The organism is Geobacillus sp. 46C-IIa (assembly GCF_014679505.1).
Classification (GTDB): Bacteria; Bacillota; Bacilli; order Bacillales; family Anoxybacillaceae; genus Geobacillus.
Genome location: NZ_CP061474.1, coordinates 1,538,107 through 1,559,815 on the forward strand (window position 1 = coordinate 1,538,107; position 21,709 = coordinate 1,559,815).

Here is a 21,709-nt window from a genome sequence, read left to right on the forward strand (position 1 = left end):
GATGAAAACGATGACAAAGTATGAGAAAATTTCAAACGAAATACGTAGACGAATTAAAGAAGGACTGTATTTCCTAGACGAGCCGATTCCGGATGAAATCTCGCTCGCTGAAGAGTTTGGCTGCAGCCGGATGACGGTAAAGCGGGCGCTTGATGTGCTCGTGTCCGAGGGACTGTTGTATCGAAAGCGCGGTCATGGCACATTTATTGTGAAGTCGGCGATGCTTAACGGACTGGTGAATGTGGTGAGCAACGAAACCCTCGGTTTGACGAGGTTATTGGAAGGACGAAAGGTGACAAGCCATGTGATCACCTTTGAAGTGTTGTTTCCATCTGATGAGGTAGCTTCTCATTTATGCATCGATGCGAACACACCAGTGTATCACTTAATCCGGTTACGGAATGTGGATAGAGAGCCGTACGTCATTGAGCGGACATATATGCCCGTCCATTTAATTCCAGGGTTGAATGAAACGGTGCTCCATGGTTCGATTTATCATTACATTACTTATGATCTCGGATTAACCATTGCCGGATCGCACCGAAAGATCCGAGCCGATAAACCGAACGAGCTTGATCGTCAATACTTGCAATGTGCACCCGACGATCCTGTGTTGGAATTGGAGCAGGTTGGGTTTTTAAACAATGGAGAGCCGTTTGAGTATTCGTTTTCCCGCCATCGGTATGATAAATTCGTATTTGTCACTGTTAGCACCCGTCGTTAGAAGGCGTCTGCCCAGCCGTTTTGAGGCAGGCGCCTTTCTATATGCGAAAGGAGTGATGAGGTTTCACATTGTCAAACCAGCTGCGTCCTTTGTTGATCGGGGAAGCCGCTAAAAACCGCTCGTAAATAACAAGCGCTGGGTCGGTTGGGGAGAGGGTGCGGTGATAGTCGTCGATCTTGGCGAGGCAGCGGGCCAGCGCCGGCGAGTGCAGGGTCGAAACGATCGCCTTTGACAGTGACGGAAGCCGGCGCCAATGGCGGAAATCAAAAATGAGCCCGTCATCGCACAAGAGACGGAAGTTGATTTCCTCTTGCCCCGGCAACATGGCATAAATGAACGCCGGTTTTCGCTTGCGGAGGCATTCGCTTAAGGTGACGCCGCCTGGCTTCGTGAGCACAAAATCGACCTCGTCATAAAGGGCGCTCATGGCTGCAGGCGATGAAATATAACGGAGCGGAAGAAGGCGCGGATGGTTTTTCTTTTTCAACCGCTCATACAGCTGTTCGTTTGTGCCGCATAGCACATAATAGTCAACCGGATCATTCGGGGAGATTTTGCTGAAGAGCTGCTCCCAATCGCCAAGGCCTAGGCTGCCGCCGCTAATGAGCCCGATGTAGCGGGCGCGCATAGCCGGCGGCGCCGGCTGCCGGGCGGCAAACGCCGGGTGAACGGGAATGCCGGTGACGGTGATCTGCTCGATGGCGACCCCTTTTCGGACTAATGCTTCCTTCATGGCCGGATGGCCGACAAAATGGCCGTCAATGGCTGTTTTCCCCCATAAGTTATGGACAAAATAATCGGTATACACGTTGATGACAGGAACGTCGATTTCCCCGCGCTGCTTAAGAAGATCAAGCAAATGCGATGGAAACGCATGAGTACAGACAATCAGCGCTGGCTTTAGGCGACGAATCAGCTGTTTCAAATGGCCGCCAAACAGCCGCTCGTAAAGCGAGAATGACGGCGGTTCGGATGAGGGACGCAAAACGGAACGGCGGTAGGCGGCGCTGTATGCTTTCGGCGCATGGCGGATGCAGCGCAAATAAAGGCGGGAAATCCACTGTTCCTTGGCGCCGAGCCGCGAGGAAAGCAATTCGATTTTTTCACACTTCACGGCGCGATCGATCGACCGCAACCCTTCTGCCAGCGCTTCAGCAGCCCGATGATGACCGGATGGAAGCTGAAGAAGCGGAAGAAAAAGCACTGTCGTCATATAATCACAACCTAGGCGCAAATTTGGAATTTGGTTTCCGTTTTCAGTATGCGCGGCCCGCGGCCGGTTATGCGACGGCGCTATGCTCCTTTTTTCCCCATTTATAATGCGCCGGCAAATGTCCCACAATGTTAATGAATAAGATACAAGGCAAAGGAAGGATGCATACATGAAGGAAAAAGCGGTCCAATGTTTGTTGGCGATGTGGGGAGTCATTGATCCGATTTATTACGCCTGTTCCCGACTCGAATACGCCGGCGAGGCGCGGGATGGGCTTCGCTCCATTTTTCGCGTCCGACCGCTCCAATACAAAGGGGAGACGATCCGCCTTTCGGATGGAACGACGATTGCGGCGAACGATTGGCTGTTGAAAATCCATCTTCACAACGTCCGGCTCGTGCGCGATCTGTTTCGTTATGACAGCGACATTAAAAAAGGGCGTTATATTCTGGAGCAAGTCAAAGCCGGCTTGCCGTATGTCGCCTACCATCTTTATCACCACGAACAATCGGAGCGGATGAAAGGGATTATCGGCATTACGATGTTAAACAAAGGATGTGAACGGCTTGGATTTGAAACGGTGGATATTTCCAATCCGTTGTACCGTTGGTTCAAAACACTGGCGCTCGTGCCGATGATGGCAGTGGCCCGGCCAGGCCTGTCGCCGTTCAGCCGGCCGCCGAAGTATTTGTTGATGTCAAAAGAAAAGCTGTTTTCCTTATACGGTTACCATCTCATCCACTAACTCCCTCTTTCTTCTCTCCTCCTTTTCACTATAATGGTTATCGAGGGAGGAGAGAAGACAATGACGTTTTTTTTCATCATTCTATCATTCTTTTTGTTGCTAGCTTTTGGTCTTCGAAAGGCACACCGCAACACGTATGAAGCGGTTTTGCATAAAGTTCAGGTCGGCGGCCCGAAGGACGGGAATGGCGCCATTCGCATTTTGCAGCTGTCTGACCTTCATTTAGAAAAGCTGTCTATTTCCCCGGATGATTTATACGAAAAGTTGAAAGGGGAACCGGTTGACTTGATTGCTCTGACCGGTGATTTCCTAGACCGTGAAGCGAGCATCGCTAAACTCGGCCCGTATTTGACGGCATTGAAGAAGTTGCATCCAGTTTATGGGATGTATGCGGTGTTTGGAAACCATGACTACGTGCTTCAAGGCGAACCGTTTGAACGCTTGAAGGCGACGCTCGAGGAGCACGGCTGCATCGTGTTGCAAAACGAAACGAAGACGATTACGGTTCACGGCCAAACGGTCAATATTATCGGCATTGACGATTTTTACACGGGGCGCAGCGACATCAAAAAGGCGTACGCCGGCGTGAAGGACGGCATCAACTTGGTGTTGACGCACGATCCGGACATCGTGCCGCACATGAGAGACTATCATTTTGATTATTTGTTGTCTGGCCACTTTCATGGCGGGCAAATTCACTGGCCAAAGCCGTACCATTTGGCGAAAATGAGCAAAACGCTCACTGAGCGGAACATGATCAAAGGCTATCATGAATGGGACGGCAAGCCGTTTTATATTAACGAAGGGCTCGGGCAAACTGGAGTGAACATCCGGATCGGCTCGAAGCCGGAAGTGACGCTCCACTTGTTGTCGTTGCCGTCCGTTGCGCAAAGCGAAACGGTCAAAGCTGTCTAAAAGGCAGCTTTTTATTTATTTCTCTTTTTGAAATCGCTTTCCGACCTGCTCAGCATGGCGGATCGCTTCTTTCTCGTCTGCCTTATGCCACGAACGGGGAAAAGGGATAACGAACTGCATAGAAAAAGGAGCGAATTGTCAATGGAACCGTCGTGGAAGGCGCTGTTGCCATTTTTAGTGGTCATCCCGATTTCGATTTGGACGAAGCAAGTGATCCATGGGCTGTTTGTCGGACTTTTAGTCGGCAGCTATTTGATGACGCCATCGCTGCTTGGCGGGCTGCGGACGATGCTTCATTATGTTGTTGACAACTTGATGCAGACAAACAACATTCGCATTATTATTTTTCTATACCGCGCTCCTGTTCGGCGCTACGTCGTTTCTTTTTCGCTAGCCGTGTTGCCGTCTTCCCCCCCTTCCATGGTAAACTAAAGGAAAAGAAAGAGAGGGGAACGGCGATGGGGGAGGCGGAACGGCAGCTTGAGGAGCTCGGCCAATGGCGAACAGACGATGCCGCCGCGCAGCTTGAACAGCTGAGCGAGCGGCTCGCTGAAGAGGACGCGTATTACCGCGCTGAAGAAGACCGGCAGGCGCGCGAACGGTATTACCGTTCTGTGCCGTTTGACGGAGACGGATTGATGCTGTTTGTCCGCTACCACGAGTTGGTGGCGCACACCCATAAGCGGCGGCTGCCGTATTTTTTCAGCAAAGACGAGTATTTGTATACATGGGTTGATTTGCAGCCGGATGGGACGGTGCGCAGTTTGTATTCCGGCGAGCGAAAAGACCCGAAAACGTTAATCGTCCAAGATGTCGAAACGATGAAGCAGCGTTACGGCGAGTTTCGCCAACTATTAAAAAAAGCGAAACAGGGGCCGAGCGATGTGCACGAACGGGTGAAAACAATCGAGAAGCAATGGAAATTCAATGCGGAGCACGTTGTGCCCCAGTCATGGTTCGGCGCTCGTGAACCGATGAAAGGCGATTTGCACCATTTGTTCGTCTGCCAGCCGGAGTGCAACACGCTTCGGTCGAATTTCCCGTACGCTGATTTTCCATTTTACAATCCGGAAGATCCGGGCGAACAGATCCAAAACCGATGCGGCGTCGCCCATAACGGCTATTTCGAGCCGGAGTATGGCAAAGGGACGGCCGCACGGGCAATGTTGTATTTTTTGCTTCGCTACCCGAAGGCGATCGCCAAATCGTTCCGGCGCAAAATCGATATTCCGCTTCTTGTCCGCTGGCACGAGCAATTCCCGCCGACGGTGTACGAATACCATCGCAACAGCGCTATTTTTTTTATTCAAGGCAACCGCAATCCATTCATCGATCTTCCCAAGTTGGCTAGGCGGATGGTGTTTCCGTTTGAAGGGGCGCTATGAAACAAGGTTGAAGGCGGACGTCTGCTTCTTGCCATGGGAGTCGAGGAATAAGGGGGGGTGATGGGCAGAAAAGCTGTCTCCGAAAAACGGTCGTTCATTTCGGGAGACAGCTTTTTTCTTGCTGTTAGACAAAGCGTGAGAGAGGTTAAACGGAAATCGTCTTGTCATTCGCTGTTTGGCGGTCTGCCTGTTTGCGGAAGTATGTTGCGATAATCGGGCCGGAAATATTGTGCCAGACGCTGAAAATGGCGCTCGGAACGGCGGTGAGCGGCGAAAAATGGGCGGTCGCCAAGGCCGCACCAAGCCCGGAGTTTTGCATGCCAACTTCGATGGAAATTGCCTTTTGTTTTGGCGGCGACAGGCGAAACAGTTTGGCAAACCAATACCCAAGCAGCAAGCCCAATCCGTTATGAACAATGACAATAAGAAAAATAAGAAGTCCGCTTTTGGCAATGGCCGCTTGGTTTTGACCGACGACGGCGGCGACGATGGCAACAATGGCGATGACAGAAACGAGCGGCAGCGCCGGGATGCACGCTTTGACTTGCTTTTGGAACAGGGCCTGGGCGATGAGGCCTAAAAGGATCGGAATCAGCACGACTTTGACGATCGACCAAAACAAGGCAGCGGCCGATACGGACAGCCATTTTCCGGCCAAAAGCAAAATGAGCGAAGGCGTCAAAATCGGCGCTAAAATCGTCGAAACAGAAGTGACGGCCACCGACAGCGCCGTATCCCCTTTCGCCAAATACGTCATGACGTTGGATGCTGTTCCGCCCGGACAGCAGCCGACTAAAATAATGCCGAGCGCCACTTCGCGCGAAACCGGAAGAAAGTAAGCGAGCAAAAACGCGACAAGCGGCATGATCAGAAACTGGGCAACGACGCCGATCAACACATCAAGCGGGCGCTTGAATACTTCTTTGAAATCATCCGCTGAAAGCGTCAATCCCATACCAAACATCACGATGCCTAAAAGCGGCACAATATACGGGGCGATCCACGTAAACGCGCTTGGGGCGAAAAAGGCCAGCGCGCCAAATAGAAGCACCCAGATTGCAAACGTATTGCCGACAAAGTTGCTGATTCTTCCTAGTGTATTCACTGTACTCACTCCTTGAACAAAGATGGGAAAGATATACAAGAAATTATATACATTTTTTCGAAAAGTTCAACTAATGAATCGCCAAATTTTGAGGAAACGTTGACAATATGAAGTCGCTGTGAAAAAATTCACTCCTTTTTCTCTCATCATCGCTTTAAATATGGTGGATGTTGCTGAAAAACGCAGCGTCAAAATCGATGCCGCCAAGCTGTCTCGCCATCTCGGCGTTCCGGTTGTTCCGGTCATCGCCCGAACGGGAAAGGGGACAAGGGAGTTAGCGCGCACCATTTTGTCGACAAAAGACGGACACCATTCCCGAATTTTCATTGATTATGGTGTCGAAGTGGAATGCGCGGTCCGCCGCATTGCCGAGCAACTTCCCGATGATATGCCGGGAGATAAGCGTTGGATGGCGCTTCAATTTCTAGAAGGAAATGAGCGCATCGCCGTCTATTTACGCAACCATTTCGATTTGTCACCGCTGCTGGCGATCCGTGAGGAGACGGAACAGGCGCTTGGTTGTCAGGCGGCTAAGCCTATTTATGAAGCACGTGACCGTTGGATCAGTGAAACGATCGCTGCGACGGCCATCGAGTTTGAGCCAAAACCGCTGACGCTAACGGAAAAAGTCGACGCGGTGGTGACGAACCGCTATGTGGGTTTGCCGATTTTTTTGGCGCTGATGTATATCGTGTTTATGTTGACGTTCAACTGGCTCGTTCCGCCGCTTGCCGACCGGCTTGACGCCTTTTTCTCCGGGCTGCTCACCGACTGGTTGTCGCGCTTGCTTGATTGGGCGGGAGCGCCGCCGTTTATCGAGGCGCTTGTTTTAGCTTTATGGTGTTTGTTCTTTTATATACGCCATGTTTAGCGACAGCAGCGACGATCCGCAAAGAAACCGGATCGTGGAAATGGACGCTGTTGTCGATTGGCGTTGCCTTAACGGTTGCTTATATGATTTCATTCCTTGTCTATCAAGCTGGAATGATACTAGGCTTTCAATGAAGGGGGCGAATGTGATGATTGCGAATATCGTCATTGGCGGGGCGATTTTCGCCTATGCCGGGTGGGCGCTGGTTCGTCATGTGAAAAAAAGCGCCAAAGGGACATGCGCAGCATGCCATGCGGCCGATCGCTGCGCTGGCAGCTACGGGCCAGAACGGTAATCTTGGCGGGGAAACGGATTCCTGACAGATCGGAATCCGTTTTTCCATTTTCCGACGGAAGGCTTCTAGCCGAAAATAAGCTGAAATATAGAGCTGGTGATTTCGTGCAAAATACTGCTGATCCCCTCTATTTTTCAAGTTAGAGAAATCTTGCGGAATCAGCTTTCTTTTTTGGCGAAATGCCGCCAATTTGCGCGTGACAGTCGTTTTTCATCGGTCTTATAGGTGGAGAGCTGGTTCCATCAACGCCTCGTTCCCCACCTCTACTGCGAACCCTCTCCGCTTCCATGTAGGCGGAGACAACGAAACAGTGAGACAAACAGAGACCGCCCAGCAGCCTGTCATGGTTAAGTGTACCCAATCACTTTCTATCTTTTTTCAGCGCTTATGCAGGTGGGGAACGCTTCATAAAGATGAGGTTCTTTTTTCATCGTCCGCTAGATACACAATGCATTATTTTTGTCGTTTTTTGTTTCAAAGAATGACGAAAACGAAAAGGATCGAACGATATTTATCAAAATTTGTTTGCAGATGGGGCGAATGGACTATTTACAAAGGAAGAAAAAAACGGTAAAAATAGAAATGAGGACGGCAGTTTAGAAAAGAGAGAAAATTCTATTTTTAAGGGGACAGCATCATGGTTTACGATGGGATCATTTTGTCGTTGTTGATCGGCTGGTTTCGCGGCGGCAGCTTGAAAGGGTTTGCTGCTATGAAACTGCGCGGCGGTTGGTTGTTTCCGCTGTTGCTGGCGGTGCAGGTTGTCATCTTTTTCCTTCAAGAAAAAGTGGCATGGATCGCGAAAATGAGCAATGTAATTTTCCTTCTCGTCTACATCACCGGGCTTGTGTTTTTATGGCTCAACCGCCATCAGCCAGGATTTTCGGTTATTTTCGCCGGCGTTTTGCTTAACTTTATCGTTATGGCCGTAAACGGCGGACGAATGCCTGTCTCGGTTGAAGCTGCACAATTTCTCGGCCGCGAATACATTGAAGCGTTAAAAGCCGGTCTGTACGGCAAGCACCAGGCGATCACATCGGATACACTTCTGCCGTTTCTCGGCGACATCATTCCGCTGTCTCCACCGTATCCGCGCCAACAAGTCATCAGCATCGGCGACGTCGTGATGAACGTAGGGGCGTTCTTGTTTATCCAGCATCTGATGCTCAGCGCGCCGCGGCATAGGGCAGACGATGCTGAAGAAACAACGGGTGCTCCTGCGATCAATAAATAAAATTTAAGGAGGAAAAGGAAATGAAAGTAAAAATGAAACAAGTGTTGATTAACCTGTTTATCCTTGGTTCGGTGATCGTGGCGTTGACGTCGGGGTTTAAACTCGGTGAATAATCGATTTGGTTTTATCTAAATCTTCAATAGTAGTAATAGTAGTAGAAGAGGCAATAATTATTGCTTCTTCTAAACCTTTGTTTGCGAGTGATTGAGCATGCTACTTTCTTTAAATTTCATGAAACGTGAACAGTTTTACATTTTAATTGTTTCCATTTTAGGGGTACTATTGTTTTTTTGGAAAGTTGATTTCGATACTCAGTCCCTTATGGACTGGGTTTTGGTTTATATGCTAGTTGGTAGCATCACCTTGTTGAATCTTTTTCAAATTATGTTGCCACCCAGAGCTAATGCTTTTTCAATGGATTCAGCTGTTTATCTAGCTATTCTGTTTGTGTATGGGATTAATTTTGTATTGCAAGTGCTATTTATTTATAGTTTGGTAGAGTTATGTTATAAGCGTAAAATGTCTCTATGGAGACACCTTTTTAATTTTTCAATATATTGTTTAATGCTAAGTAGCGCATATTACACATTTATAATATTTAAAGGCGATATCGGTCAACTAAATGTCTATAATTTGTTTCCTTATGTATCCAGTTTGTTAGTATATTTCAGTATTAACGTAGCGCTTATAGTTCTGTTCTTTTATTTTCAAGGTGGAGTATTTAGAGGAGCACTTGATTTAGGTGTTTTAAAGGAAGCTTGTGTGGGCTATTCAGTAACTTTGTTACTCTCTCTGGTGTTATCGATATTATTAGACGAAGAAAAATATTTTGGTCTATTTTTATTCACTATTTTGATCACAATATTATCTTTTGTCTTTAAAAAGTTTTTACAATTGTACCAGTTAGTTTCCGATAGTGCCAATAAAGATCAGTTAACCGGCCTATACAACCACGGCTTTTTCAAAGAAACGCTCAAGGAGCAGTTTTCTGACTGCAAGATGCTCAAACAGCCGCTGACGCTGGCGTTTCTTGACTTGGACGATTTTAAAAAATATAACGACCGAAACGGCCATTTGCAAGGGGATCGGTTGTTGACGTTTTTTGGGAAGCTGCTGCAAAAAGCGGTTGAAGGGACGAACTTTACTGCCGCCCGCTATGGCGGCGAAGAGTTTGCCATTTTAATGCCCAACACGGCGAAAGAAGACGCGCATGCATTTTTAAACCGGTTGCGCAAAGAAGTGAACGATACATATTTTGACGGCGTCGAGCATATTCCATACCGTTGCTTGTCGTTTTCGTGCGGCATTGCCGAGATGGAAAAAGATATGTACGAAAGCGATGAGCTCATTCATCAGGCTGATCAGGCGCTCTATTATGCGAAGGCGCAAGGGAAAAACAACGTGCAGTTGTATGATAAGCACAATATGTGCTTGGATGAAATTAAGTTTAAACAAGATTTGGAAGCGCTCGAGCAACAAGTGAAGTTTTTTCTTTCGAAAGACGTCTATACATACCGCCATAGCAAGCGGGTGTTTAAATATGCGCTCGAGTTTGGCAGTCGTCTCGGCGAGTTGACTGACCATGAACGGCAGACGCTTATTTTAGGAGCGCTCATTCACGATATCGGCAAAATCGAAGTGCCGCGTGATATTTTAAATAAACAAGGAAAGCTGGAAAAACACGAGTGGGAGATTGTCAAGAAACATGTCACATGGGGGCGGGAAATCATTGCGGCGGAGAAGCGGTTTGATGATTTGCTCCCGCTCATTGAACTGCATCACGAACGGTATGATGGAAAAGGGTATCCGTACGGGCTGAAAGGGGAAGAAATCCCGAAACTAGCCCGCATTTTGTGTATTCTCGACTCGTTTGACGCCATGACGACGGAACGGCCGTACCAGCCGACGAAAACGTTTGAGGAGGCGCTTGAGGAAATCGAGCGCTGCGCTGGGACGCAGTTTGATCCCGTTTATGCGGCGAAGTTTGTGGCGTTTGTGCGAGAGCACTATTTGCCGCTTGCGGAGATGGAGCAATTGAATTAAGGGGAAAAAGGCACTTGCCCGATGGCAAGTGTTTTTTTTTTTTTTTTTTTTTTTTTTTTTTGGTTTTATATGGAAACTGTGCGTGGGTGGGCCGTAATGTTCATGCTGGCGGTAGAGAGAAACATTTACTTATGGATGAGGTTTTGAACGTTTTTGACCAATTCATCTCTTTTTTTGATTGTTACTGATTGAAAATGAATGTTTTTGATTGATTTTTTCTCCCTTTTGACATATGATAGAGTTGTAAACGATATCGCCGATGATCGGAGGTGGGAATGTGCTGACGGAAGAACGTCACCGCCTCATTTTGGAGCTTTTGGCGCAAAAAGGGGTCATCAAGCTGCAAGAGCTCGTGGATGCGACCGGTTCATCCGAGTCGACGATTCGCCGCGATTTGACGCAGCTTGAAAATGAAAAGAAGCTGCGCCGCGTGCACGGTGGAGCGGCGTTGTTGCAGCAAAAACGCGAAGAGTTAAGCGTGTCGGAAAAATCGCTGAAGTATATAGCAGAAAAACGGCGGATCGCCGCCTACGCGGCCAGCTTGGTGCAAAAAGGAAACTGCATTTATTTGGATGCGGGAACGACAACGTGGGAAATGATTCCGCACTTGGCTGACAAAAAAGTCACCGTGGTCACGAACGGCGTGATGCATGTGGAGCGGCTGCTCGAGCATAACGTCACGACGTACTTAGTCGGCGGCATGATTAAGCCAAAGACGAAAGCGTTGATCGGTCGCGGGGCCATTGAGTCGCTCCGGCAGTACCGCTTTGACCAATGTTTTATCGGCGCCAACGGTGTTCACGACGAATATGGCTATACGACGCCGGATCCGGAAGAGGCGCTCGTCAAATATACGGCCATGCAGCTGGCGCAACGCGCGTATGTGCTTGCAGATCATTCGAAGTTAAATGAAAGCGCGTTCGCCAAAATCGCCGATTTGCACGAGGCCGTGTTAATTACTGATGAGTTGGATGAAGAGTGGCAAGAACGATACAAAGCAAAAACAACAGTAGAGGTTGTCGCCCTATGATTTATACATGTACGTTAAATCCGTCTGTTGACTATGTCGTCCATGTTGATGAATTGCGTGTCGGCGAATTGAACCGTACGCTGAAAACGTCGATATTTCCGGGCGGGAAAGGAATTAACGTGTCACGCGTGCTCAAGCGCCTTGGCGTCGACAGCACAGCGCTCGGGTTCGCCGGCGGGTTTACTGGACAGTTCATTGAAGAGGAATTGCAAAAGGAAGGCATTCGCTGCGATTTTGTTCACGTCTCCGGCCAGACTCGCATTAATGTGAAGCTGAAAGCCGGGCTTGAGACGGAAATTAACGGCCAAGGGCCGGCCATCACCAGTGAGGATGCTGCGCAGCTGACAGCGAAAATCGGGGCGCTTTCGGCTGGTGACGTCCTTGTGTTGGCGGGAAGTGTGCCGCCATCGCTGCCGGCGGATGTATACGAGCAGCTGGCAGCGGAGACAGTGAAACGGCAAGCCCGCCTTGTCATCGATACAAGCGGTCCGGCGCTTCGAACGCTGATTGCCTGCCGGCCGTTTCTTGTCAAGCCGAACCATTATGAACTCGCTGAGCTATTTGGCGTCTCTGCACTGACGAAAGAAGAAGTCGTCATCTATGGCCGCCGTCTGACCGAGATGGGCATTTGCCATGTCATCGTATCGATGGGCGGCGATGGGGCGTTTTATTTCGGCGAGGAGGCGGAACTGTTTGCCGAAGCGCCCAAGGGAACGGTCAGAAACTCGGTCGGGGCGGGTGATTCGATGGTTGCGGGCTTTTTAGCCGCCCATGCGAGCGGAAAACCGATCGAGGAAGCGTTCGCCTACAGCGTGGCGGCCGGAAGCGCAACAGCGTTTTCCGAAGGCTTATGCACGAAAGAGGAAGTGGAAACACTCGTTGGCCGCGTTCGCGTCGCGCGTTTATAAACGGAAATAAAGGGGGATCACAAAGATGAACATCATCGATTTGTTGACAAAAGAAACGATCATTCTTAAGCTTCAGGCGAAGACAAAGAGCGAAGTAATTGATGAGCTGGCGGCGAAGCTCGCTGAGGCGGGAGCGGTCGGCGATGTCGAGGCGTTCAAACAAGCCATTTGGGCGCGCGAAAAGCAAAGCACGACCGGCGTCGGGGATGGCATCGCCATTCCGCACGCCAAAACGGCAGCGGTCAAGCGTCCGGCCGTGGCGTTCGGCCGTTCAGTGGAAGGCATTGATTATGAGTCGCTCGATGGCAAGCCAAGCCATTTGTTTTTCATGATCGCCGCGCCAGAAGGCGGGGAGCAGACGCATTTGCAGGCGTTGGCCCGATTGTCTTCCATGCTGATGGATGCATCGTTCCGCGCCGAGCTTGAAAACGCTTCAAGCGAAGAGGAAGTTGTTCGTTTGCTGGCGGCAAAAGAGGATGAAAAGGAAGCGCCGTCGCCGCAGGCCGCGCCGGCTGGCGGCGGACGGAAAGTGCTCGCCGTCACCGCCTGCCCGACCGGGATTGCCCATACGTATATGGCTGCTGATGCGCTAAAAGCGAAAGCGGCGGAAATGGGCGTGACGATCAAAGTGGAAACGAATGGATCTGATGGGGTAAAAAATGCGCTCACCGCGCAGGAGATTGAAGAAGCCGTAGCGATTATTGTCGCGGCTGATAAACAAGTCGAAATGGATCGCTTTGACGGCAAACACGTGATCCAAGTGCCTGTCGCTCAGGCGATCCGTCAGCCGGAAACGCTCATCGAGCAAGCGTTGCGCCAAGATGCACCGATTTACCGGGCGAGCGGTGCTCCGCGGGGCGGCGCGGGAGCGGCGAAGCCGCGCACCGGCTTTTACAAACATTTGATGAACGGCGTTTCGAATATGCTTCCGTTCGTTGTCGGCGGCGGGATTTTGATCGCGCTTTCCTTCACTTTCGGCATTAAAGCGTTCGACCCGAACGACCCGTCGTACCATCCGTTTGCCAAAGCGTTGATGGACATCGGCGGCGGCAATGCGTTCGCCTTAATGATTCCCGTGCTTGCTGCGTTTATCGCGATGAGCATCGCTGACCGGCCGGGATTTGCGCCGGGGATGGTCGGCGGCTTTATGGCGGCCAACGGCGGCGCTGGTTTCCTCGGCGGATTGATTGCTGGTTTCCTAGCCGGGTATTTGGTCGTCGGATTACGAAAACTGTTCAGCCGCTTGCCTCAGTCGTTAGAAGGCATTAAACCGGTGCTATTGTATCCGCTGTTCGGCATTTTCCTGACTGGCATGATTATGATGTATATTGTCATCGATCCGGTGAAAGCATTGAATGAAGGGTTGAAACATTGGCTTTCTGGCATGGGGACGGCGAACTTAGTGCTGCTCGGTGCGGTGTTAGGCGGCATGATGGCGGTGGACATGGGCGGTCCGATTAACAAAGCCGCGTTTACGTTTGGAATCGCCATGATCGACGCTGGCAACTATGCGCCGCATGCGGCCATTATGGCCGGTGGGATGGTGCCGCCGCTCGGATTGGCACTGGCGACGACATTCTTTAAGAAGAAATTTACAAAAGCGGAGCGCGAGGCCGGCAAAACGTGCTATATTATGGGTGCTTCGTTCATCACGGAAGGAGCGATTCCGTTTGCCGCGGCCGATCCGGTGCGGGTCATTCCGTCGATTATCGTCGGCTCAGCTGTAGCAGGGGCGCTGACGATGCTGTTTGGCATCGGACTTCCGGCGCCGCACGGCGGCATTTTCGTCATCCCGATCGTCAAAGGAAGCGCATGGCTTTACATCCTTGCCATTTTGATCGGCTCCATCGTGACGGCGCTGATGGTCGGGCTGTGGAAAAAAGAAGTGAAAGAATAAGAGAAAAAGCGTTCCGCGGGCAGCGGAGCGCTTTTTGTCTGTCAGAGCGGCGGGCTTTATGGCTTGTTTCCGCCCGATTCAGCACGCCCGAATCCCCCGCATGCGGCTAGTTGGGCGGCAATGTCCACCACCTCGCCAAGCTTCAGGCAAAGGAGGCGGGCATCGTCCAACCCGCGCCGCCGCCACTCGTCCCATAGGCGGTCGAGCGCTTCTTTCGGCGTATCGTCAGCGAGGCGGAACGCCCCGTAATGCATCGGGACAAACAGGCGGGCGCGGCAATCGAAAAATGCCTGCACCGCCTCCTCCGGCGTCGTATGCTGCGGTCCCATAAACCATTCCGGCTCATACGCGCCGATCGGCAGGAGGGCATAGTCGATTGAAAACCGCTCGCCGATGTCGCGAAAGCCGCGGAAATAGCCGCTGTCGCCAGCGAAATAAACCGTCGGTGCGCCGTCTGCCTCAATGACCCATCCGCCCCAGTGCGACGTATTCGTATCCCAAAGCGTTCGCCGCGTCCAATGTTGGGCGGGAACAAACGTGAGCGATACGCCGTGAAAGGAGGCCGTCTGCCACCATGACAATTCGGTGACATGACGGTAGCCGCGGCGGCGGAGCAGGCGGCCGAGGCCGACCGGAACGAATACATGCGGATCACCGGGCAAGCGGCGGAGGCTGCCGAAATGCAAATGGTCATAATGGCCGTGGGAGATCAAAACGGCGTCAACGGATGGCATCTCCTCAAGCGGTACTCCCGGGGCTGACAGGCGTTTGGCCGTTCCCATCCGCTTCGCCCAGACGGGATCGGTGATGATCGTGATGCCGTTCATTTGCACGACGAACGTCGAATGGCCGATCCAACAAAGCTGCGGCCGTCCGTTCGGATGATGAAGCCGGTTCCATTGCGGCGGCACGGCGTGCGGTACGACGTACGACAAGTCTTTTTGCTTTTGTTTCCGTTCCCGCTGCCAGCGGCGGAAATCGGCCCACGCTTTTTGCGTCGATACGTTATCTAAATTTTCGTACCGTTTCGGCATCGTTTTTCTCCCCTTGTTTTTTTGCGCTATAATTAGAGTAGCAAACATTGCTTTCCGGTACAAAATCTTTGTTCAGGTGGTGGAATCGATGTTTCGTTCCTTTACGATCCGCACGGCGAAGCGGGATGAAATGATTGAGATTACTTCATTTGTCGAGGAAACAGTGCGCCAGTCTAACGTAGAAGAGGGAGTGGCGATCGTCTATTGTCCGCACACGACGGCAGGAATCACGATTAACGAAAACGCTGATCCCGATGTCAAGCGCGACATGATGCGCCGTTTTGATGAAACGTATCCGTGGGAGCATCCGCTTGACCGCCATATGGAAGGAAACACGGCTGCTCACATGAAGGCGAGCACGGTTGGCGCGTCGCAGCACGTTATTATTCATGAAGGCCGGCTGCTGCTTGGACGCTGGCAAGGTGTGTATTTTTGTGAATACGATGGGCCGCGCCAGCGGACGTTGTATGTGAAGGTGATCGGAGGATAGCAACCATAATTGTATTATGTAAACAAAAGATAAAGAATAGGGCGGAGAGATCGTTGGTAGGTTGGCAGGGGGGCCAATTATGGATAGAAGGGCTGACCCAAAAGGTTGTCTGTCTTTAAGATAGGAACAACATATAGTGTAGCAGAAACAGTCAGTACGTATATATAGCGGCGAAAGAGGGTGTCCCGATCCTTTTGGGACACCCTCTTTTACCGTTACGCCGGTGTCGTTAAAATGAGCGGTCCGTTTTTTGTAATGGCGATCGTATGTTCATATTGCGCCGAATACGAGCCGTCGATGGTTCGTGCCGTCCAGCCGTTCGCGTCCATTTTGCTTTGCCAAGCTCCCATGTTGACCATCGGTTCGATCGTAATGACCATCCCCTCTTTTAGGCGCATTCCTTTTCCTTTTTCACCAAAATGGGGAATGTACGGTTCTTCATGAATTGTCGGACCGATGCCGTGCCCGGTGAAGTCGCGGACGACGGAAAACCCGTGCGATTCGACGTACGTTTGAATGGCATGGCCGATATCGCCGATCCGGTTGCCGAGGACGGCCTGTTCAATTCCTTTATACAGCGATTGTTCTGTCACTTCCAACAGTTTTTGCACGTCTTTGCCGACATCGCCGACGGCGTACGTCCAAGCGGAATCGGCGAGCGCCCCGCGCCAGTTGACGACAAAATCGATCGTGACGATATCGCCTTCCTTGAGCGGTTCGTTGCGCGGAAATCCGTGGCAAATTTCATCGTTCACCGAAGCGCATGTGGCGTACGGATAGCCGCGGTATCCTTTTTGTTCCGCCTTCGCTCCGTATTTGGCCAAAAATGTCTCCACGAACCGGTCGATCTCCATGGTGGTCACCCCCGGTCCGATGCGTTTGGCGATTTCTTGATGGCAGGCAGCGAGCAGTTTCCCAGCCTCGCGCATCAATTGAATTTCCCGTTCTGTTTTGACGTGAATCATGCCAACGTCTCCTTTTCTCTCGATGTGTTTCCATTCCTATAGTATTGTAACAAAAACAGCGGCGGTGATAAACCGCGCCGAAACAAGCGAAGAGATGAAAAGGATGCCCGAAAAAACGGAGGCAGCCTTTTTGACAACGATTATCATGCTTTTGCCGTCTTGCTTTCAACGAAAAGGAGGAGTCTTTACGGCCGCTTCTAATCATGCTTACAGCGCGGCAAACAGCTGTTTTTCCTTATCGGAAATCGGAGAAGGGGATGGGGACGGAGCGAGCGGCAAATAAATCGATACCGTCGTTCCCTTATGTATTTCGCTTTCGATTCGAATCGTGCCGTTCATCGATTCAATGATGCGGTACACAACCATCATTCCAAGGCCGGTGCCTTTGATTCCTTTCGTCGTAAAGTACGGCTCGCCCAGCCGTTCAAGCTGTTCTTTCGTCATGCCGACGCCGGTGTCGGCGATGCGAATGAGCACGCACCCATTGTCGATCGAGACGTATATTTGCAACGTCCCACCGTTTGGCATCGCTTCAATGGCGTTTTTCATGACATTGAGCAAACATTGGCGGAATTTTTCGCGCTCGCCGATGACCGAAAAAGGGGCAAGCGTTGTCTTCATATCGACGCAATTCATATTGGCAAGCGGGCGGATGATGTCGACGACCCGTTCGATTTCGAACTTGACGTTCAGTTTTTCCGTCGTTTCCGGCGCGGGCTTCGCGAAGGTCAAATAATCGGTGATGATCGCTTCAGCCCGGTCGAGCTCTTCCATGGCGATGCGCGCATATTGGCGCCGTTTATCAGCGGCGAGCGGCTGCTCTTCAATCAGCTGGATAAACCCGCGGGCCGCGGTGAGCGGATTGCGGATTTCATGAGAGATCGAGGCCGCCAAATGGGTGACCGCTTCCATCTTCTCGGCACGAATAATCCGTTTACGCAACGCGATATTATGGTGCACCATCTCTCGAAAAGCGCAAACGATAAACATGCTTGCTGGCTGCACAAGCAAAAAAATGAGCGAGACGGAAAGCGGGGGACGATCGGAGGGAGCCATCCACCCTGCCATGGCGACCGTCAACAGGCCGGAAGCGAAGCTGAGCAATGTCGCCAGCAACGTTCGTTGTTTAGCTGGCAGCTGCGCAAACGTTTTAGCCAATAAACGGCTTGCTACTGCGATGGCGATGGAAACGACGGCGGTGATCAAGATGCCGATTCCCCCAAATAAAGAGCGATAAGCAATGGTGACGATCGCTAGGCATGCCGCCGCTCCCGATCCGCCATACAAGCTGCCGAGCCAAAGCGGGATTTGCCGCAAATCGAAAATCAAGTTGCTTTCTGCACCGACCGGAAGGGTGATGCATAGGACGATCACGGCAGCGTAGCAGGCGGTCGGCAAATAAAGGCGGAGGCGCTTCGGTCCTTTTTCTTGTTCCGTCCAAAACGGGACGAGAAACACCGGCAGGAGAATAAAAAATAAGTTGAGTAAAAAATCTTTGAAAATACTAAGCATCGCGACACCTTCTTTCCCATCGTCAGCTGCGCAGCACGAATTTCTACAAAAACTGCGAATATATTACATTGTAACCGGAAAGTGCCCGGGATGTTAAGGCAGAATTCATAGCCTTTTTTTGATATAAATCTTGTTTTTTCGACAACGGTAGGTAAAAAGAACTATTTTGTGTCTGTGAAAAAGTTCTCTTTCATTTTGCTAGATATTGTATAATATTTTAATTATAGACTCTTCACCACAACATGTACTTGACAAGCAATACGGTTTCCTGCACAAGGATATGCCAAAATCACTGATTTGCTGATTTCCCCACACAAGCGTAAATAGGGTATGTTCAGAAAAAATCAAGTACAACTTTTGGTGAAGAGCCTAATTATATAGAATTCTACTAATTTTTTGATTGGGGGAGAGTCTTTTTGAAAAAACGATCTATTCTTTCATTGACAGCGGCGCTGTCGCTCGGAATCGGGCTGTGGGCAGCGCCGGCAAAAGCGCCGCAAGCGGCCAACGCGGCGGCGATTCCGACGGTGAAGCAAGGAGGGCCGGTCGATTTCGCGATCGCCAACGAAGAAAAGTTGGCGGAGATGTTAAAACGAAACGGAACGCTTCGCGCCAATGCGACTCCGACTGAGGCGGAGCAGGCGGTGCGCGAGTATTTGCGGCAAAAGGCGGCCCACATGCCGCGGGAGAAGGGAGAACTGTACGAAAACGAGAAGAAGCGGGCCAAAGCATTGCAGGATCAACAGCAGACAAACGGCGTGCTGAATGGGAAAGGGAAAAAACTCGGCCAATCGAAGACAACTTCCGTGCCGTCCGTCCAACCAGAGCCGTGGAACGGAGACAAGCGAGTCGACCGGGTGCTCGTTTTGCTCATCGAATATCCGGATTTTCCGCACAACAGCATCCAGCCCAATGAAACAGACATGTATTACAAAGACTATACACGCGAGCACTATGAAGACATGATTTTTGGCGGCGATGACGGCTATTACGAAGGACCGAACGGCGAAAAACTCATCTCGGTGAAAAAGTATTATGAAGAGCAATCAGGCGGCAGCTATTCTATTGAAGGAAAGGTTGCCGGCTGGTACAAAGCCCAGCATCCTGCCAACTATTACGGGGGCAATGTGCCGGCGCCGGATGGGAACGACGCGAACCCGCGCGCGCTTGTGCGTGAAGCGCTGGCGGCGGCAGCCAACGATCCGTCCATTAACTTGCGCGAGTTTGACCAAGAGGATCGATACGATTTGGACGGCGACGGCAACTACCGTGAGCCGGACGGCTTGATCGACCATTTAATGATCATCCACTCGAGCGTCGGTGAAGAGGCGGGCGGCGGTTCGCTTGGCGGCGATGCCATTTGGTCGCACCGTTGGAATTTAGGATCGGTATACCGCATTCCGAACACGACGGCTGAGGTGCCGTATTGGCGCGGCCAACTGGCGGCTTATGACTATACGGTCGAGCCGGCTGATGGGGCGGCGGGAGTGTTTGCCCACGAATACGGCCATGATTTGGGGCTGCCGGATGAATACGATACGATTTACTCCGGATTGGGCGAACCGATTGCGTATTGGTCCATCATGTCGAGCGGCAGCTGGGCGGGGCGCATTCCGGGCACCGAGCCGACCGGCTTCAGCGCCTGGGCGAAACAGTTTTTGCAGTCAACTATGCCGGGAAGCAACTGGCTGCACGGAACGACCGTCGAATGGGATGAAGTGACGGAAAAAGGGGTAGAGGTGGTATTGGATGAAGCCAATACAAAAGGAACAAACAACGATGCGGTGCGCATCAACTTGCCGGACAAGAAAACCGTCATCGCTTCTCCAGCTGCCGGCGCCTATGCGTACTTCTCCGGCAAGGGGAACAATTTGAACAGCTCCATGTCCACGACGATTGATTTGACCGGCGCATCACAAGCGGTATTGACGTTTGATACATGGTACGCCATTGAGAAAGATTGGGATTACGGCGTGGTGGAAGTGAAGGAGCAAGGTTCAGGCCAATGGGTCACTGTTTCAGGAAATATTACAACGACCGACAACCCGAACGGGCAAAATCCAGGCGACGGCATTACCGGCGCATCGGGCGGTTGGGTGAAAGCAGAATTTGATTTGTCGGCGTACGCAGGCCAAACGGTTGAGCTGCGTTTCCGTTATGTGACCGATGTGTATGTATCGGAAGCCGGCTGGTATATTGACAATATTCAAGTGACGGCGGACAAAACGGCCGTACTTACGGACGGAGCGGAGGGGGAGAGCGCCTTCGCGTTGAACGGTTTTGCGAAAAGCGATGGCACGCTGCGTTCGAAACATTACTACTTGCTCGAGTGGCGCAACCATCGCGGCGTCGATGAAGGACTGGCCCATATTTTGCGTGGCGATCAACTGCTGTCGTACGATCCGGGTCTTGTTGTCTGGTATGTCGATGAGTCATATGACAACAACTGGACGGGCATCCATCCGGGCGAAGGGTTCCTCGGCGTTGTGGACGCTGATCAACACGCGTTGAAATGGTCGGGCAATACGGTGGCCTCGACGCGCTATCAAGTGCATGATGCGGCGTTCAGTTTGCAAAAAGGCGCGCCGTTCCGCGTTAAAATTGACGGCTCGCAGCTGATCGACAACGACACATCGCCGCTGACGGTTTTTGACGACAGCCGACCGTACCACAACAAAGGAGCTGTTGACGCCGGACGGAACGTGCCGGAGTACGGCTTGAAAATCCGCGTCGTCGGTGAAAGCGCCGACCGCACTGCGGCGCGTGTATTGATTTACCGCTGATTCGAAGCGCAAAAACGGGTGTCCCGAAGGCAACGGGGCATCCGTTTTGTCTAGATGCGCACTGAACCGTTTCGGAAGTTTCTACCTTGCTCCTTTCGCAAAGAACAGAGAGTTTTTAGCTGATGTAGGGAAAACGAAGATAGCGTCCGGTTGATCGAAAGCGGAAAACGTTTAACGATGGTTCTCGACATCATTTGTCATTCATTCGTTGAATTTGTTGATTTTTCTTCACCCCTTTTTCCGTCTTTTCCTTTTATAATCATAAGTAGGAATGGATGAGAAAGGGGAGCGAATGAATGAAGGAATTGTGCCAGCAGCTTTCGGTGTGGATTGCCCAGAAGCAGCCAGTGCGCGTGCAAACAGCGCAAGGGGAAGCGGTCGTGCTGCCGGTCAAGTTGTATCAGGAAGCGCGCAAACTGTTTGTTTACAATCGGCAAATGCGGTTGATGAACATTCCCCTAGATGGGATCATCTCCGTGCAGCCGACGCGCATCACCGGTTCGTTTGACCGCCGGGGAGAGGAAGCCATCGTACATACTCGCTAAGACGGTGACACGCGC

18 protein-coding genes and 2 pseudogenes are annotated in these 21,709 nt (G+C 51.2%); 15 read left to right on the plus strand and 5 right to left on the minus strand.

Features of this window, described 5'->3' with window-relative positions; all coding sequences use genetic code 11:
• Nucleotides 1-10 precede the first annotated feature (10 nt).
• Nucleotides 11-724 carry a GntR family transcriptional regulator gene (locus tag IC803_RS07670; RefSeq protein ID WP_081208670.1) on the plus strand — a complete coding sequence of 238 codons (714 nt, stop codon included), beginning with the start codon at nucleotides 11-13 and terminating at the stop codon, nucleotides 722-724.
• A gap of 37 nt (nucleotides 725-761) precedes the next feature.
• On the opposite strand, the gene IC803_RS07675 is transcribed toward IC803_RS07670, so the two are convergent.
• On the minus strand, nucleotides 762-1,937 hold the full coding sequence (locus IC803_RS07675) for an MGDG synthase family glycosyltransferase (RefSeq protein WP_081208668.1): 1,176 nt from the start codon (nucleotides 1,935-1,937) through the stop codon (nucleotides 762-764).
• 169 nt (nucleotides 1,938-2,106) lie between these two features.
• On the opposite strand from IC803_RS07675, the gene IC803_RS07680 reads away from it, so the two are divergent.
• The 4 genes and pseudogenes from IC803_RS07680 to IC803_RS07695 all read left to right on the plus strand — a co-directional run bounded on the left by IC803_RS07680 (nucleotide 2,107) and on the right by IC803_RS07695 (nucleotide 4,982).
• Entirely contained in the window at nucleotides 2,107-2,682 is a 576-nt protein-coding gene (locus IC803_RS07680) for a YkoP family protein (RefSeq protein ID WP_081208666.1), read from the plus strand.
• 60 nt (nucleotides 2,683-2,742) lie between these two features.
• Nucleotides 2,743-3,597 carry a metallophosphoesterase gene (locus IC803_RS07685; protein WP_081208664.1) on the plus strand — a complete coding sequence of 285 codons (855 nt, stop codon included), beginning with the start codon at nucleotides 2,743-2,745 and terminating at the stop codon, nucleotides 3,595-3,597.
• Between the two features lie 141 nt (nucleotides 3,598-3,738).
• Nucleotides 3,739-3,951, plus strand: a pseudogene (locus tag IC803_RS07690) (sodium:proton antiporter); the annotation flags it as partial.
• 104 nt (nucleotides 3,952-4,055) lie between these two features.
• A complete protein-coding gene (locus tag IC803_RS07695; protein ID WP_081208662.1) occupies nucleotides 4,056-4,982 on the plus strand; it encodes an endonuclease in 927 nt (308 codons plus the stop codon).
• Between the two features lie 145 nt (nucleotides 4,983-5,127).
• Here the strand turns inward: IC803_RS07695 and IC803_RS07700 are convergent, their stop codons facing one another.
• Nucleotides 5,128-6,087, minus strand: coding sequence for a bile acid:sodium symporter family protein (locus tag IC803_RS07700; protein ID WP_081208660.1), 960 nt, complete (start codon nucleotides 6,085-6,087; stop codon nucleotides 5,128-5,130).
• A gap of 142 nt (nucleotides 6,088-6,229) precedes the next feature.
• On the opposite strand from IC803_RS07700, the pseudogene IC803_RS07705 reads away from it, so the two are divergent.
• The 7 genes and pseudogenes from IC803_RS07705 to IC803_RS07735 all read left to right on the plus strand — a co-directional run.
• Nucleotides 6,230-6,919, plus strand: a pseudogene (locus IC803_RS07705) (FeoB small GTPase domain-containing protein); the annotation flags it as partial.
• A gap of 187 nt (nucleotides 6,920-7,106) precedes the next feature.
• Nucleotides 7,107-7,253, plus strand: a complete 147-nt coding sequence (locus IC803_RS07710; RefSeq protein ID WP_081208656.1) for a FeoB-associated Cys-rich membrane protein — start codon at nucleotides 7,107-7,109, stop codon at nucleotides 7,251-7,253.
• Nucleotides 7,254-7,890: 637 nt separating this feature from the next.
• Nucleotides 7,891-8,487, plus strand: a complete 597-nt coding sequence (locus tag IC803_RS07715) for a DUF5317 domain-containing protein (protein ID WP_081208654.1) — start codon at nucleotides 7,891-7,893, stop codon at nucleotides 8,485-8,487.
• Between the two features lie 321 nt (nucleotides 8,488-8,808).
• Nucleotides 8,809-10,530 carry a diguanylate cyclase gene (locus IC803_RS07720; protein ID WP_369826939.1) on the plus strand — a complete coding sequence of 574 codons (1,722 nt, stop codon included), beginning with the start codon at nucleotides 8,809-8,811 and terminating at the stop codon, nucleotides 10,528-10,530.
• A 277-nt stretch (nucleotides 10,531-10,807) separates the two neighbouring features.
• Nucleotides 10,808-11,560 carry a DeoR/GlpR family DNA-binding transcription regulator gene (locus IC803_RS07725; RefSeq protein WP_081207296.1) on the plus strand — a complete coding sequence of 251 codons (753 nt, stop codon included), beginning with the start codon at nucleotides 10,808-10,810 and terminating at the stop codon, nucleotides 11,558-11,560.
• A complete protein-coding gene (gene pfkB / locus IC803_RS07730; RefSeq protein WP_081207297.1) occupies nucleotides 11,557-12,468 on the plus strand; it encodes a 1-phosphofructokinase in 912 nt (303 codons plus the stop codon). Before IC803_RS07725 ends, pfkB begins: the two co-directional genes overlap by 4 nt.
• A gap of 25 nt (nucleotides 12,469-12,493) precedes the next feature.
• Nucleotides 12,494-14,365 (plus strand): PTS fructose transporter subunit IIABC, encoded by a 1,872-nt coding sequence (locus IC803_RS07735; RefSeq protein ID WP_081207298.1) that lies wholly within the window; start codon nucleotides 12,494-12,496, stop codon nucleotides 14,363-14,365.
• A 56-nt stretch (nucleotides 14,366-14,421) separates the two neighbouring features.
• Here IC803_RS07735 and IC803_RS07740 read toward each other — a convergent pair whose 3' ends face one another.
• Nucleotides 14,422-15,399: an MBL fold metallo-hydrolase gene (locus IC803_RS07740; protein ID WP_081207299.1), complete on the minus strand. Its 978-nt coding sequence runs from the start codon at nucleotides 15,397-15,399 to the stop codon at nucleotides 14,422-14,424.
• 88 nt (nucleotides 15,400-15,487) lie between these two features.
• Here IC803_RS07740 and IC803_RS07745 point away from each other — a divergent pair, with 88 nt between their 5' ends.
• The gene (locus IC803_RS07745) at nucleotides 15,488-15,889 is read left to right on the plus strand and encodes a secondary thiamine-phosphate synthase enzyme YjbQ (RefSeq protein ID WP_081207300.1); all 402 of its coding nucleotides are present in this window, start codon (nucleotides 15,488-15,490) and stop codon (nucleotides 15,887-15,889) included.
• Between the two features lie 215 nt (nucleotides 15,890-16,104).
• Here the strand turns inward: IC803_RS07745 and map are convergent, their stop codons facing one another.
• Together map and IC803_RS07755 are read right to left on the minus strand one after the other, a co-directional pair.
• Complete coding sequence (gene map / locus IC803_RS07750) at nucleotides 16,105-16,854, minus strand: type I methionyl aminopeptidase (protein WP_081207301.1); 750 nt, start codon at nucleotides 16,852-16,854, stop codon at nucleotides 16,105-16,107.
• Nucleotides 16,855-17,061: 207 nt separating this feature from the next.
• On the minus strand, nucleotides 17,062-18,366 hold the full coding sequence (locus IC803_RS07755; protein ID WP_081207302.1) for an ATP-binding protein: 1,305 nt from the start codon (nucleotides 18,364-18,366) through the stop codon (nucleotides 17,062-17,064).
• A gap of 416 nt (nucleotides 18,367-18,782) precedes the next feature.
• Between IC803_RS07755 and IC803_RS07760 the strand changes: the two genes are divergently transcribed.
• Together IC803_RS07760 and IC803_RS07765 are read left to right on the plus strand one after the other, a co-directional pair.
• Entirely contained in the window at nucleotides 18,783-21,149 is a 2,367-nt protein-coding gene (locus tag IC803_RS07760; protein ID WP_081207303.1) for an immune inhibitor A domain-containing protein, read from the plus strand.
• A 296-nt stretch (nucleotides 21,150-21,445) separates the two neighbouring features.
• A complete protein-coding gene (locus tag IC803_RS07765; protein WP_081207304.1) occupies nucleotides 21,446-21,694 on the plus strand; it encodes a hypothetical protein in 249 nt (82 codons plus the stop codon).
• The last annotated feature ends 15 nt before the right edge of the window (nucleotides 21,695-21,709 follow it).